Below are 13,598 nucleotides of genomic sequence, written 5' to 3'. Positions count from 1 at the left end.
TGAGCGAGGTGGAGATCGCACTGACCGAGGCCGGCCGGTACCGCTGGCGGATCGAGCCGCGCCCGCCGATGCGGGTGCCCGGGGTGGTGTTCGCGAGCGCCGCGCTGCTGCCGCAGGCCGCCGGGGACAAGGCGCTGGAGCAGGTGGCGAACGTGGCGGCGCTGCCCGGGATCGTCCGCGCCTCCTTCGCGATGCCGGACGTGCACTGGGGCTACGGCTTCCCGATCGGCGGGGTCGCCGCGACCGACGTCGAGCGGGGCGGGGTGGTCTCGCCGGGCGGGGTGGGCTTCGACATCTCCTGCGGGGTCCGGCTGCTGGCGGCCGGGGTCGGCCGGGACGAACTCGACCCGGAGCGGATCGGCCGCCTGATGGACCTGCTGGACCGCACCGTCCCGCGCGGCCTGGGCCGGGGCGGCCTGTGGCGGCTCGGCGGACCGGAGGAACTGGACGAGCTGCTGATCGGCGGTGCCCGCTACGCCGTCGAGCACGGCCACGGTGTGCCGCGCGACCTGGAACGCTGCGAGGACCGTGGCGTGCTGGCCGGCGCGGCTCCCGGGGAGGTGAGCACCCGGGCCGTCGAGCGCGGGCTGCAGCAGGTCGGCAGCCTCGGCTCGGCCAACCACTTCCTGGAGGTGCAGGCCGTCGACCGGGTGCACGACCCGCGGACCGCCGCCGCCTTCGGACTGCGGCCGGGACAGGTCTGCGTCATGATCCACTGCGGCTCGCGCGGCCTCGGCCACCAGATCTGCACCGACCACGTCCGCGCCATGGACCGCGAACTGCACCGCTACCGGATCGAGCTCCCGGACCGCCAGCTCGCCTGCACCCCGGTCGACTCCCCGCGCGGCCGTGCCTACCTGGGCGCCATGACCGCGGCCGCCAACTACGGCCGGGCCAACCGGCAGCTGCTCGCCGAGGCGGCCCGCCGCGCCTTCGCCACCGTGCTCGGGGTCGGGCTGGAACTGGTCTACGACGTCTCGCACAACCTCGCCAAGCTGGAGACCCACGAGGTGGACGGCGAGCTCCGGACGCTGTGCGTGCACCGCAAGGGCGCCACCCGGGCGCTGCCGCCGGGCGACCCCGACCTGCCCGCCGACCTGATGGAGGCCGGGCAGCCGGTGCTGGTGCCGGGCACCATGGGCACCGCCTCGTACGTCATGGTCGGACTGCCCGGCAACGAGGCCTTCCGCTCCGCCTGCCACGGCGCCGGTCGGGTGCTGAGCCGCCACCAGGCGCTGCGCACCGTACGCGGCGAGCGGCTGAAGAGCGAGCTGGAGGCGCGGGGGATCGCGGTGCGGCCGGCCTCCTGGCGGGCGCTGGCCGAGGAGACCCCCGAGGCGTACAAGGACGTCGACGCGGTGGCCGCCGTGACCGAGGCCGCGGGGCTCGCCCGGCAGGTCGCCCGGCTGGTGCCGCTGGGGGTGTGCAAGGGGTGAGACACCCTCCGCTTCGGCCGCGTCCCTCGACTCGCCCGGCCGGGCGCGCTTGGATGTCGGACGCGTCCGTCACCGGGGCGCGTCCGGCGACGGGTCGCATCCCGTCGCCGGAGCCCGTCCGGCACCGTCGGACGCGTCCCTCACAGGAGGTGGTCATGCCGGGAAGCCCGGATCCAGCCGTCGACCGCCGGGGCACCGGAGGCGGTCCGGTGATCGAACTGCGGGCGCTCACCAAGCGCTACGGCAGTACGGTCGGCATCGAACAGCTGGACGTGTCGGTCGAGGCCGGCGAGGTGTTCGGCCTGCTCGGCCCCAACGGCGCCGGCAAGACCACCACGCTGCGCTGCCTGGTCGGCCTGCTCGGCCCCAGCGACGGGCAGGTGCGGGTGCTCGGCCTGGACCCGGTGGCCGACCACGGCCGGCTCGCCCCCTCGATCGGCTACCTGCCCGGCGAACTGCGGCTCTACCCCGAGCTCACCGGGCAGCAGACCCTCGACCTGCTCGCCGCCCTCCAGGGCGCCCCGGTCCCGCGCCAGCGCGAGCTGTGCGAGCGGTTGAAGCTCTCCCGGGCCGACCTGGCCCGGCCGGTGGGGCAGTACTCGCGCGGCATGAAGCAGAAGCTCGGACTCGTCCAGTCACTCCAGCACCGGCCGCCGGTGGTGGTGCTGGACGAGCCGAGCGAGGGGCTCGACCCGCTCGTCCAGGAGACCTTCTACGAACTGCTCGCCGAGGAGGCCGCGGCCGGACGGACCGTCCTGCTCTCCAGCCACGTGCTGCCCGAGGTGCAGCGGACCTGCGGCCGGGTCGCCATCGTCCGCCACGGCCGGCTGGTCACCGTCCGCTCGGTGGCCGAACTGCGCCAGGCCCGGGCCCGCCGGGTCCGGCTGCTCCTCGACGACGGGCGGGGCGCCCGGCCGCTCGGCGCCGCCGAGCGGTGGTCCCCGCGCTGGGACGGCCCGCGGGTCGAGCTGCTGGTGCCGCCGGACGAGGTGGTCGCGGCGGTGCGCAGCCTGCTCGCCGAACTGCCGGTCGCCGACCTGACGGTGGAGGAGGCGGGCCTGGACGAGGCCTTCCTCGACCTCTACCGGTCCGTCGGGGCCGAGGAGCCTTCGACCGGCGGCAGCCGGCCGGAGCGGGAGGAGCGGCCGTGAACCCGGGCACCGTCAACCGCCGCCTCCCGCTGGTCTGGCTCGCCCTGCACCGGCGGCGCCGGATGCTGCTCTCCCTGCTGTTCGGCATGGTCGTCTTCGAGGCCCTGATCGTGGTGATCGCCGGGACCATCCCGCCCGGCGACCTGTTCGGCGGCGGCCGCACCCCGCCCGGCGCGTTCAAGGCCTTCAGCGGTTCCAACGGCGACGTTTCCATCGCCAGCTACCCCGGCCTGCTCGGCGCCGGGCTCACCCACCCGTTCTGGATCGCCCTCCAGCTGACCGTGATCGGCTCGCTCGGCGCCGCCGCCGTCGCGGCCGACGTCGAGTCCGGCACCATCGAGCTGCTGATGACCCGCCCGGTCTCCCGCCGCCGGCTGCTCGCCGAGCGGACCGGCGCCCTGGTCGCCGCCTCGGTGCTGCTCAACGCCGCCGCCACGCTGACCCTCGCGCTCGGGGTGGCCGCCTCCGCGCCGCTGCGCGAGGCCGTCCCGGAGGGCGCGGTGTTCACCGCCGGACTGCTCGGCTGCGCCCTCGCGTTCTGCCTGACCGGACCGGTGCTGGCGGTCTCCGCGGTCAGCCGGCGGCGGGCCCATGTGGTCGGCGCGGCCGTCGCCTTCGGCGCGGTCGGCTTCGCGCTCAACTTCGTCGCGCTGGCCTGGTCCCCGGCCCGGCCGTTGCGCTACCTCAGCCCGTTCCACTACTACGCGCCGGGCGACGTGCTCGGCCACGGCGGGGTGCCGTGGGCGGCGTTCGGCGTGCTGCTCGGGGTGGGGCTGCTCGGGCTGGTGGCGGCCTTCCGGCTGCTGGAGCGGCGGGACCTGGCGGTCTGATCCCGGGGCGCGGTGTGTGGCTGGTGGGCGGCTGGTGGGCGGGGCGCGGCCGGTCAGCCCCAGGTGCGGGCCGCGGCCAGCAGGTGTTCGCGGACCAGGGCCACATGCGGGTTGGCCGAGCCGGCCGGGCGGCGCACCAGGTAGGCGGTGTTGATCGGCGGATCGGTCGGCTCGTGAAGCAACCGCAGGGCCCCGGAGGCGAGTTCGGCCCGGCACAGGTAGCCGGGCAGCACGCTCCAGCCCGCGCCCGCGGTCACCGCCGAGAGCAGCGCCCGCAGGTCCGGCACGGTGACCGCGGCCCGGGCGTGCAGCCGCCGGTCGAAGACGTGCCGCCAGTAGCGGCGGGCGATCGGCAGGTCCTCGGCGTAGCTGAGCAGCGGTGCCTCGGCCAGCGCGTCGGGCAGCTCCCGGCCGGCCAGCCGCTCGGCCCAGACCGGGGCCGCGACCAGGACGAACTCCTCGTCGGCGAGCGGTTCGGCGAGCAGCGTCCGGCCGCGCGGACGCCGGGTGGCGACCACCAGGTCGTGCTGCCCGGCGCGCAGTTCCGCCAGCAGCGGGTCGGTGAGCCCGCCGGTCACCCGCAGCTGGACGCCCCGCGCGACCAGCGGGGCCAGCTCGGCCAGCAGGACGGTGCCGAGGAACTCGGCCGGCCCGGCCAGGTGCACCGGCTCCGGCGCGCCGCCGCCACGCCCGTCGGCGAGGCCCGCGAGCCGGTCCAGGGGCCCGGCCAGGCGGGCGGCGAGGTCGTCGGCGTACGGCAGCGGGCTGACCCCGCGGGCCCGGCGTTCGAACAGCTCCCGGCCGAGCCGCTGCTCCAGTGCCCGGATCTGCGCGGTCACCGTGGACTGGGAGAGGCCCAGCAGGTGCGCGGCCGCGGTGAAGGAGCCCGCCCGGTGCACGGCGAGGAAGGTCCGCAGCTGGTTGAGGTCCAGCGGGCCGGAGCCGGTGGCCGGGCGATCGCTCATGCCCGTGAGCGTACGGGATTCCGATGGCTCGGCGGTGGGCCCTGGGGTGGGCCCGATGGTGGATTCGGTGGTCGGTTCGGTGCTGAGCTTGGCGACCGGCTCGACGGTCCGGGTGAGGTATCGGAATTCCGATGCCTCACATCGCGTGGCCCATTGGTTCCCGCGGGCCGGGCGCGTCTAGCGTCGACCGCGTGAGCGCCGCGGCGGACCGTCGTGGCGGAGACCGCGGCACCCCCGGAGGCACACCCCCATGGCCGACATCCTGTTCGTCCTGACCGGTTCGAAGGTCTGGACCCTGAACGACGGCACCGAGCACCCGACCGGCTTCTGGGCGGAGGAGGCGGTCGTCCCGTACCGCGCCTTCACCGAGGCCGGCCACCGGGTCGCCGTCGCCACCCCCGGTGGTGTCGTCCCGGTCGCGGACCGGGCCAGTCTGACCGACCCGGCGATGGCCGAGGAACTGGCGGGGATCGCCGAGTTCCGGCAGCCGCTGGTGCTGGCCGAGGTCGACCCGGCCGACTACGACGCCGTGTTCTACCCCGGCGGCCACGGCCCGATGGAGGACCTGGCGGTCGACGCCGACTCCGGCCGGCTGCTCACCCGGGTGCTCGCCTCCGGGCGCCCGCTCGGAGTGGTCTGCCACGGCCCGGCCGCGCTGCTCGCCGCGCGGACCGAAGATGGCGGCTCGCCCTTCGCCGGGTACCGGGTGACCGGCTTCACCAACGCCGAGGAGACCCAGGCCGGCCTGGCGGACCGCGCGCCGTGGCTGCTCCAGGACCGGCTGGTCGGGCTCGGCGTGGACTTCGAGGAGGGCGAGCCCTGGGCGCCGCACGCGGTGGTCGACCGCAACCTGGTGACCGGTCAGAACCCGGCCTCCTCGGCCCTGGTGGCGACCGGGCTGCTGCGGCTGCTGAAGGACACGGGGAAGTAGGGGAAGTAGGGGAAGTAGCGGCGGAACGGCCGGTCCGTGCGGTCGCCCGTGCACGGGAGCTGCCTGAACGGGTGAGGAGCCCACGGCGGGTACGGCGCGGGCATGTGCCCGCGCCGTACGGCCGTCCTCGGCGCCCGCCCTCGGGATCCCCGCCCGGCCGGGCCCCGTCAGTGCAGGTCGTAGGCGGTAAGGGGGTGCCCCGCCCAGATCCGGCGGGCGGCCTGTTCCGGGTAGCGGACGGTCTCCGAGCGGGCGTCCAGGACGCGGGTGAGCTGCTGGTCCGGATCGAAGGCGGGCCACCCCGGGTCGCCGGTGGTGGCGAACCGGACCCAGGCCCGGCGCAGCTCCGCCGACACCCGGACGGCCTCCGGCGGGGGCGGGTCGCCGAGCGACTGCCGCGCCGTCGGGCTGTCCAGGCTGCCGAACGCGAGCGGTACGTCCAGGCCGTGGCAGGCGCCGAGGACGCCGCCGAGGGCGGGGGCGGGCAGGGCGAGCTCGAAGAGGTACGAGGTGCCGCCGGCGGCCGCGTTGGCCTCGGCCAGCCGGAGGGACGGCACCCGGAACAGGGCGTCGGAGCCGACGGCTTCGAGGAGTTCGGAGGGCGTCGCGCCGGGGAGGGCGGACCGGTAGGCGTCCGGGCCGCCCGGCGTCGGCGCGAACGCCTTCAGCATGCGCTGCGCCTCCTCCTCGGTGAAGCCGCCGTGTCGGCCGCTGAGGACGCTGAAGAGCCGGAACTCGTCCCGGGTGTGACCGACCAGCAGGTCCACGCCGGCGGTCAGCGCCGACCACGGGGAGCCCGGCAGGACCTCGCCGTCGACCACCGGGACGGTGGCGATGCCGCTCCGTGCCAGTCGGCCCCAGCGTGCGACGTGGTCCGGCAGCGCGGCATTCAGCTCGGTGACCGCCGAGGCCAGGCGCCAGGGGTGCACCTCGGCCAGCGCGGCGGCGGTGGGGACGGTGCCGAGCAGTTTCGCGAGCTCGGCGGTGACCTCGGCGGCCAGCGCGGGCGTGCAGTGGTTGCCCGGCACCGAGTGGGCGACGGCCCGCCGGAACAGGCCGCGGGCCGGGTCCATCGCCAGCAGGGCGGCGACCGAGCCGGCGCCCGCGGACTGCCCGGCGACGGTCACCCGGGCCGGGTCCCCGCCGAACCGGGCGATGTTGCGCCGCACCCAGTGCAGGGCGGCGATCTGGTCGAGGAAGGCCCGGTTGGCCGGGGCGCCCTCCAGCAGGGCGAAGCCCTCGGCGCCCACACGGTAGTTGACGGCCACCACGACCAGCCCGGCGGAGGCCAGGGCGGTCGGGTCGTACAGCGGGTCGCCGGCGGTGCCGGACATGAATCCGCCGCCGTGGATCCAGACCAGGACCGGCAGCCCGGCCGCGCCCGGATCGGGCGTGCAGACGTCGAGCGTCAGCCAGTCGGTGTCCTCGGACGGCTCGCCGGACCCGGCGGGCATCGGCCCGGACTGGGGGACGACGGGGCCGAAGGCGACGGCCTCGCGGACGCCGTCCCACGGCTCGGGGGCGGCGGGGGCGGCGAAGCGGAGGGCTCCGACGGGCGGCTGGGCGTAGCGGATGCCGCGGAAGACGGCGAGTTCCCGGCCGCCTCGCTGCTCGTGGTGCTGCTCCGGGTGCTGTTCCGGCTCGCGCCGCGGCTCCCAGCGGCCGCGGACGAGTCCTTCGGTGGTGCGGATGACGGGCTGCTCCGACATGTGGACGCTCCTCCCTCGGAAGGCTTCCCACGTTATAGGTCAGCTGTATTATGTCAAGCGTATGGAAAAGATCCCGCAGGGTCCGCGGTTTCCGCGGCCCGCGGGGAGAATCCGAGGAGCCGCCGCCGATGCCCAAGCAGGTCGACCACCGGGAACGCCGCGAGACGATCGCCCGCGCGCTGTGGCGGGTCGTGGAGCGGCGCGGCGCCACGCACCTGACGATGCGCGAGGTCGCCCAGGAGGCGGGCATCTCGCTCGGGCAGCTCCAGCACTACTTCGGCTCCCGGGCGCAGATGCTCACCTTCGCGATGGACTTCGCCGGCGAGCAGAGCGGGCTGCGGGTCGGCCGGGCACTGGCGGAGCTCGGCGAACGGCCGCACCCGCGCGACGTGCTGCGGGCGATGCTGGTCGAGCTGCTGCCCCTGCACGCCGACGCGCGGGCGACCAGCCGGATGAGCGCCGCCTACGTGCTGGAGGCGCTGCACGACGAGGAGGTCCACGCGCGGGCGCGCGGCGGACTGCTCCAGGGGCGGGCGATGGTCGAGGGGATCGTCCGGCAGGCGATCGCCGACGGGCAGCTCGCGGCCGACCGCGACCCGGTGGTGGAGACGGACCTGCTGCTCGCGCTCACCGGGTTCACCACGCTGCTGGAGCTGGACGTGGTCGAGCCCGCCGCCGTGCTCACGGCCGTCGACCGGCACCTGGACCGGCTGTTCGCGGCGCCGGGTGGTGCGGGCGGTGCGGGCGGTGCCGTCGGCGGTCGGTGAGGGGGCGGCGGTCGGTCCGGGGCCCGGGGGCCCGGGGCGGGGCGTGGCAGGCTACCCGGGTAGCACCGCCGCCCGCGACCAGGAGCACCGCCATGGACCGACCCGCCGCCCTCCGACCCGCCGCCCTGCGCCTCGACGCCACCGCCTCCGGACACCCGGCGGGCATCCTGGACGCCGCCGAGCGGGCCGAACGCCGGGGCATGGACCGGCTGGTGGTCGCCGAGACCGCGTACGACCCGTTCCTCCAGCTCGCCCGGGCGGCGGACCGGACTGAGTCGATCGAGCTGGCCACCGGCATCGCGGTGGCCTTCGCGCGGACCCCGATGACGCTCGCCTACCAGGCCTGGGGGCTGCACGCGGCCTCCGGCGGACGGGCCGTCATCGGGCTGGGCTCGCAGGTCAAGCCGCACATCGAGAAGCGCTTCGGGATGCCCTGGGACCGCCCGGCCGCCCGGATGCGCGAGTACGTGCACGCGGTGCGGGCGATCTGGCACAGCTGGCAGACCGGCGAACGGCTGCGCTTCCGGGGCGAGTTCTACACCCACACGGTGATGACGCCGGTGTTCTCGCCGGATCCGGTCCCGTCCGGGGTGCCGCGCATCCTGTTGGCGGGCGTCGGGCCGCTGATGACCCGGACCGCCGGGGCGGTGGCCGACGGCTTCCTGAGCCACCCGTTCTCCTCCACCGCCTACCTGGCCGAGCAGGTGCTGCCGGGCCTGACCGAGGAACGGGCCCGGGCCGAGGCGGAGGGCGCCGCGTGGACGGGGCGGCCGTTCGAGATCGTCGGCAACGTGCTCACCGCCACCGGCCGCACCGAGGAGGAGCTGGCGGCCAACCGGGCCGCCACCCGCGAGCGGCTCGCGTTCTACGCCTCCACGCCGGCCTACCGCCCGGTGCTGGCGCAGCACGGCTGGGAGGGGCTCCAGGAGGAGCTGCACACCCACTCGGTTCGCGGGCGCTGGGCGGAGATGGCCGCGCTGATCGACGACGAGGTGTTCGACGCCTTCGCGGTCTGCGGTCCGGTCGAGGAGGTCGCGGGGGAGATCCACCGCCGCTACGCGGGGCTGGTCACCCGGCTGTCCGTCAGCCTCCCCGAGGACGCCGACCCGGAGCTGGGCCTGGACGTCCTGGCGGCGGTGCGGGCGCTGGGCCGACCGGAAGCGGACGCCGGATGATCGGGATGGATGGCCGACCGGGCACAGGGTGATGAAGTCTGGGCAGATTCGTGCAACGCGTTTCCGGTGGTGAGGGCGGGCGGCAGGATCGCGGTGGCAGGCAGGGCCGTCCCCGCGAGGACCGGCGGCCCCGGACCTGCCGCGTTGTGCGGGGCCTGTCGTGCCGTACGGACCGTTGCGCCGTACGGCCTGTCATGCCTCGGCCACCCGTTGCCGATCGTGGGGGTGCACGCGTGTCCGTGTCCGACAACCGTCCGGCCGACTACGACCTGGCGGAGCGCTGGGACCCGGGAGCGAAGGCGTACGTCGACGCCCTGGCCGACCCGGACGAGTTCCTCCGCGTCTGCGCCGAGCTGACCGGGTTCGACGTGCCCGAGCTGCGCTCCACCGGCATGGCGGACGAGCACCACCGCACCACGCTGGCCCACCGGGTCCGCGACGAGCACGCCCTGGTCCACCTCTGGTACGTCGGCGCCTGGCCCGGCGAGGCGCCCTCCTCCGCCCGCGCCCACGACCAGGGGCTGGTCTGGCGGACCTTCCACGCCGTCCCGCCCGGCGCCGCCGCCCCCGGGCACGGCAGCTGGGCCGGCGCGCCCCGGGGCGCCGAGGTTCCGGGCCCCGAGGTCCGGGGAGGGGCGGAGATCCTGGGCGGGGCCGCGACGTCGGGAGGCACCGCATCGCGGGGCACCGGGGCAGCGGCACCGGACAACGGCGGTGAGGGCCGGTGACCGCCCGTTGGGACGCCGTCGTGGTCGGCGCGGGCTTCGCCGGGACACTGGTCGCCCACCGCCTGGGCGCACAGGGCTGGCGGGTCCTCGTCCTGGAGGCCGGCCGGGCCGCGCCCACCGGCGCCGAGGCCGCCACCGCCCACCGCGCGGCCGGCGGCGGACCGCCCACCTCGCCCTACCCGCACAGCCCCGAGGCGCCGTCACCCGACGTCACCGACCTCACCGGGAACCCGGACGGCGGCTTCACCGCCACCGGCCACCTCCGCCAGTACGGGCCGCTGCCCTACGCCAGCGGCTACCTGCGCGCCAACGGCGGCACCGGGCTGCTCTGGACCGGACTCACCCCGCGCATGCACCCCGAGGACTTCCGCACCGGCGACCTCGGCCACGGCCGCAACTGGCCGATCGGCTACCACGACCTGGAACCCCACTACCGCGAGGCCGAACGGGAACTCGGCGTCGCCGCCGACGCCGAGGAGCAGCGCCGTGCCGTCGGACTGCCCATCCCGGACGGCTACGACTTCCCGATGCGGGCCATCCCGGCCAGCTACCTCGACCGGCAGCTGGCCCGGGCCCTCGACGGCCGGACCGTCCGCGATCCCGCCGTGCCCGGCCCCGCCCGGCTCGCCGTCACCGCCACCCCGCACGCCCGCAACGGCGTGCCGACCAGGCCCGGCTCCGCCGACGGGCCGCTCTGCGCGGGCAGTTCCAGCTGTGTCCCGGCCTGCCCGAGCGGGGCCAAGTACACCCCGATGCGTACCCAGGCCCGCTGGGCGGCCGGGGTCGAACTGCGAACGGAGGCCGTCGTCAGCCGGGTGCTGGCCGACCCGGAGACCGGGCGGGCCCGGGGAGTCGAGTACCTCGCCGGCGGCACGACCCACCGGGTGACGGCGGACCTGGTCGTCCTCGCCGCGCACGCGATCGAGAACGCCCGGCTGCTGCTCCTCTCCGGTCTGGCCGACCGCAGCGACCAGGTCGGTCGGAACCTGATGGACCACCCGGCCCTGCTCACCTGGGGGCTGATGCCCCGACCGGTCGGCCCCTACCGGGGGCCCGGCTCCACCAGCGGCCTGGAGGCGTTCCGCTTCGGACCCGGGCGGGACCGCCGGGCGCCGTTCCGGATCGAGATCGGCAACTGGGGCTGGTCCTGGGCGGGCGGCGCGCCGGAGGCCGAGGCGGCGTCGCTGCTCGCGGCGGGCCTCCGGGGCAAGGAGCTCCGGGAGCGGCTCGGCGACCGGCTGGGCCGTCAGTTCTCGCTCCAGTTCGAGCTGGAGCAGCCCGCCGACCCGGCCAACCGGGTCACCCTCGACCGGGACCGGCGCGACCCGCTCGGCCTGCCGAGCCCGGCCATCCGCTACGACGTCTCCGAGTACGTCCGCGAGGGCATGGCCTCGGCCCGGGCCGTCTCCGACCAGCTGTTCGCGCTGCTCGGCGCCGAGGACCACACCGCCTACCCGGCGGCCGGATGGCCGGGACGGCTCGAACACCGGGGAACCGTCCACGGCTACCGGGGCGCCGGCCACGCCGGTGGCACCCACATCATGGGCGACTCGCCCGCCAACTCGGTGGTCGACCACTGGCAGCGGTGCTGGGAGCACCCCAACCTGTACGCCGTCGGCTGCGGGTCGATGCCCTCCCTCGGCACCTCCAACCCCTCGCTCACCATGGCCGCCCTCGCGCTGCGCAGCGCCGAGCGGATGCACCGCGACCTGCTGGAGCTGCACCGCCCGGCGGCGGTGGCGCCCCCGGCCGCCAGCCGTGTCCCCGTACCGCCCGTGTTCTCACCCGCGTTGACCCCGTCGTCGCCCCCCTTGCCGTTCTCCTCGCCGTCCTCCTCGTCCCCCTCGTCCTCGGAGCCCTCATGACCGGCCTGCCGCTGCCGCCCGTACCGGAGCCGTACCACCTGCCCTTCCACTACGGTGCGTTGCACAACGTCGGTGTCGACTACCTGGTCGACCGTGCGCGGGCGAGTGAACTGCTCGCCAAGCGCCACCCCGGGCTGAGCGTCGCCGCCTTCGACGGCGGGGCCTGCGTCTCGCTCAACTTCCAGCTCTACTTCGCCCAGTATCCGAACGGCGGCGGCATCACCCAGGAGCTGGAGATCAACCTGATCGCCCACCCGGTCTTCGCCGAGGAGCGGATGCCGGTGGTCAACTACGGCCAGTACGCCCGGGGTTACGACCAGACCAAGCTGCTCGGCATCGCGCGGCTGCATGTGCTCTGCGACAACCCGCTCGCCATCGACGCCGGGCGCCGGCTGTACGCCGAGCCCAAGCACCCGGGCTGGTTCGAGACCACCCTGCCCTCCCTCAACGCGCCCGACGTGCGCGAACGCTGGTCGGTCTCCTGCCGCCGGGCCGCCCTCGGGCCGGACGGGCTGAGCCGCCACGACGAGGAACTCCTCGCCCTGGACGTGAACCTGGTGGGCCTCACCCCCGAGTCCGTCAACAACACCCCGATCACCGGCTACGGCACCGACGACGAGGGCAAGCTGCTGGCCGGACCGCTCAACGTCTACCAGCCCTACCGCTACTACGCCCTGGACGACCGCACCGCCGACCGCGTCCGGCTCGACCTCGGCAACCCCGCCGAGGAGTCCGCCCGCGACCTCGCCCACCTGATCGCCGACGCCCCGGCCGCCGGGGTCTGGACCTACCAGTCCCCGCCGGTCGCCGCCCACAACCGCGCCTACTACGTCCGGTGACGGCCCCGGGCTCGGCTCCCGTCTTCGCCCCGGGCGGCATCGCCGTACGGCGGGACGTCGCCCACGGCCGGGTCTGGTCGGCCATGCCCTACACCGTGCTCGCGGACAACGGCGACGTCCTGACCCTCACCGCCCGCCCGGGGACGGAGAGCCTGGCCCCGGCCAGCTGGACCGTCGCAGCGCACGCCGGAGACGACGCCCTGCGCCTGGACTGCGTCCACGACCTCGCCTCCGGCCGCTGGGAACTCGACTACTGGACCTGGCGCGACACCGTGGTGCTCAGCCGCTTCACCGCCGGAGTGCCGTTCAGCGTGCACCGCTTCCTGACACCCGACGGCCGGCCGCTGCGCTGGTACGTCAACTTCGAGCGCCCGTACCGCCGGACGGCCATCGGCATCGACACCCTCGACCTCTTCCTGGACCTCGTGATCACCCCCGATCTGTCGTCGTACAGCTGGAAGGACGAGGACGAGTACGCCCAGGCCCGGCGCCTCGGCGTCGTTGACGAGGCCACCCACCGACAGCTGGACCGGGCCCGGGAGCTCGCCCTCGCCCAGCTCCGGGACCGCACCGGCCCGTTCGCCGCCGACCCGGACGCCTGGACGCTCCCGCCGGAGGGACCGCTGCCCACCCTCCCGGCCACCGCCCTCAGCACCCCCGCCGGAAAGTGGAATGAGGGCGGATCAGTGGACTGTTAGGGTCGCGTCCCTGCACGAAGGACGGCGAGGGGGCAGACGTGACGGCCGCGGCGGACACGATGGGCATGACGGACGCGACGGACGCGACGGACATGACGGACGACATGGAGGCGCTCAAGCACCTGCATGACGGCGGCGACTACCGGCGGCTCGCCGAACGGACCTCGAATCCCGACGTCCTGCGCCGGCTGGCCATCGGTGAGTACCCGTTCGTCTGGCACGCGATCGCCGACAACCCGGCCGCCCCCACCGACCTGCTGGCGGCCTTGGCCGGGCGCCGGCAGCAGGTGTGGAACGACAATCGCCTCCTTCGCTTGCTCTCGGCCCACCCCGCCCTCACGGGCGAGGCGTTGGACGGCCTGGTCGATCTCGTCGGGGACCGCCTGCGGGAGGGCGACCGCCCGTACGCGGCCGTCCTGGAGCTGGCCCGCCGACCGGAGCTGTCGGGGGGGGCGGGGGTCGTGGCGGTGGGGGGGGGGGGGGGGTCACGGCGGGGCGCGTGTG

The 13,598-nt window shown here is 75.6% G+C and carries 13 protein-coding genes; 11 read left to right on the top strand and 2 right to left on the bottom strand.

The annotated features are described in order from the left end of the window. Window positions 1-8: 8 nt before the first annotated feature. The 3 genes from ACWDCZ_RS29790 (at window position 9) to ACWDCZ_RS29780 (ending at window position 3,417) form a co-directional block, all read left to right on the top strand. Window positions 9-1,436, top strand: coding sequence for an RtcB family protein (locus ACWDCZ_RS29790; protein WP_449817445.1), 1,428 nt, complete (start codon window positions 9-11; stop codon window positions 1,434-1,436). Between the two features lie 155 nt (window positions 1,437-1,591). Continuing rightward, window positions 1,592-2,587 (top strand): ABC transporter ATP-binding protein, encoded by a 996-nt coding sequence (locus ACWDCZ_RS29785; RefSeq protein WP_181970457.1) that lies wholly within the window; start codon window positions 1,592-1,594, stop codon window positions 2,585-2,587. Further along, window positions 2,584-3,417 carry an ABC transporter permease subunit gene (locus tag ACWDCZ_RS29780; RefSeq protein ID WP_380741677.1) on the top strand — a complete coding sequence of 278 codons (834 nt, stop codon included), beginning with the start codon at window positions 2,584-2,586 and terminating at the stop codon, window positions 3,415-3,417. Before ACWDCZ_RS29785 ends, ACWDCZ_RS29780 begins: the two co-directional genes overlap by 4 nt. Window positions 3,418-3,470: 53 nt before the next feature. On the opposite strand, the gene ACWDCZ_RS29775 is transcribed toward ACWDCZ_RS29780, so the two are convergent. Next, window positions 3,471-4,382: a LysR family transcriptional regulator gene (locus ACWDCZ_RS29775; RefSeq protein WP_449817444.1), complete on the bottom strand. Its 912-nt coding sequence runs from the start codon at window positions 4,380-4,382 to the stop codon at window positions 3,471-3,473. Window positions 4,383-4,632: 250 nt separating this feature from the next. Here ACWDCZ_RS29775 and ACWDCZ_RS29770 point away from each other — a divergent pair, with 250 nt between their 5' ends. Further along, a complete protein-coding gene (locus ACWDCZ_RS29770) occupies window positions 4,633-5,313 on the top strand; it encodes a type 1 glutamine amidotransferase domain-containing protein (protein ID WP_449817443.1) in 681 nt (226 codons plus the stop codon). A gap of 167 nt (window positions 5,314-5,480) precedes the next feature. Here ACWDCZ_RS29770 and ACWDCZ_RS29765 read toward each other — a convergent pair whose 3' ends face one another. Next, on the bottom strand, window positions 5,481-7,022 hold the full coding sequence (locus ACWDCZ_RS29765; protein WP_449817442.1) for a carboxylesterase/lipase family protein: 1,542 nt from the start codon (window positions 7,020-7,022) through the stop codon (window positions 5,481-5,483). 128 nt (window positions 7,023-7,150) lie between these two features. Here ACWDCZ_RS29765 and ACWDCZ_RS29760 point away from each other — a divergent pair, with 128 nt between their 5' ends. The 7 genes from ACWDCZ_RS29760 to ACWDCZ_RS29730 form a co-directional block, all read left to right on the top strand. Continuing rightward, window positions 7,151-7,789: a TetR/AcrR family transcriptional regulator gene (locus ACWDCZ_RS29760; RefSeq protein WP_380741674.1), complete on the top strand. Its 639-nt coding sequence runs from the start codon at window positions 7,151-7,153 to the stop codon at window positions 7,787-7,789. 92 nt (window positions 7,790-7,881) lie between these two features. After that, entirely contained in the window at window positions 7,882-8,964 is a 1,083-nt protein-coding gene (locus tag ACWDCZ_RS29755) for a TIGR03617 family F420-dependent LLM class oxidoreductase (RefSeq protein ID WP_387971327.1), read from the top strand. A 233-nt stretch (window positions 8,965-9,197) separates the two neighbouring features. Next, entirely contained in the window at window positions 9,198-9,692 is a 495-nt protein-coding gene (locus ACWDCZ_RS29750; protein ID WP_449817441.1) for a hypothetical protein, read from the top strand. Further along, the gene (locus ACWDCZ_RS29745; protein WP_449817440.1) at window positions 9,689-11,557 is read left to right on the top strand and encodes a GMC family oxidoreductase; all 1,869 of its coding nucleotides are present in this window, start codon (window positions 9,689-9,691) and stop codon (window positions 11,555-11,557) included. Before ACWDCZ_RS29750 ends, ACWDCZ_RS29745 begins: the two co-directional genes overlap by 4 nt. Then, on the top strand, window positions 11,554-12,396 hold the full coding sequence (locus ACWDCZ_RS29740; RefSeq protein WP_049652491.1) for a hypothetical protein: 843 nt from the start codon (window positions 11,554-11,556) through the stop codon (window positions 12,394-12,396). The genes ACWDCZ_RS29745 and ACWDCZ_RS29740 overlap by 4 nt, the downstream gene beginning before the upstream one ends. Continuing rightward, on the top strand, window positions 12,393-13,094 hold the full coding sequence (locus ACWDCZ_RS29735) for a DUF402 domain-containing protein (protein ID WP_449817439.1): 702 nt from the start codon (window positions 12,393-12,395) through the stop codon (window positions 13,092-13,094). Before ACWDCZ_RS29740 ends, ACWDCZ_RS29735 begins: the two co-directional genes overlap by 4 nt. A 38-nt stretch (window positions 13,095-13,132) precedes the next feature. Next, window positions 13,133-13,598, top strand: a 466-nt coding sequence (locus ACWDCZ_RS29730; protein WP_449817438.1) for a hypothetical protein, incomplete at its 3' end; no start/stop codon positions are given.

The organism is Kitasatospora sp. NPDC001225 (genome assembly GCF_053597855.1).
This window is presented reverse-complemented; position numbering and strand designations above follow the sequence as displayed.

Bases quoted from the DNA above. Each gene is read 5' to 3' on its own strand.
- ACWDCZ_RS29785 (WP_181970457.1), top strand. From the start codon at position 1,592: ATGCCGGGAAGCCCGGATCCAGCCGTCGACCGCCGGGGCACCGGAGGC.
- ACWDCZ_RS29775 (WP_449817444.1), bottom strand. From the start codon at position 4,382: ATGAGCGATCGCCCGGCCACCGGCTCCGGCCCGCTGGACCTCAACCAG.
- ACWDCZ_RS29770 (WP_449817443.1), top strand. From the start codon at position 4,633: ATGGCCGACATCCTGTTCGTCCTGACCGGTTCGAAGGTCTGGACCCTG.
- ACWDCZ_RS29765 (WP_449817442.1), bottom strand. From the start codon at position 7,022: ATGTCGGAGCAGCCCGTCATCCGCACCACCGAAGGACTCGTCCGCGGC.
- ACWDCZ_RS29760 (WP_380741674.1), top strand. From the start codon at position 7,151: ATGCCCAAGCAGGTCGACCACCGGGAACGCCGCGAGACGATCGCCCGC.
- ACWDCZ_RS29755 (WP_387971327.1), top strand. From the start codon at position 7,882: ATGGACCGACCCGCCGCCCTCCGACCCGCCGCCCTGCGCCTCGACGCC.
- ACWDCZ_RS29740 (WP_049652491.1), top strand. From the start codon at position 11,554: ATGACCGGCCTGCCGCTGCCGCCCGTACCGGAGCCGTACCACCTGCCC.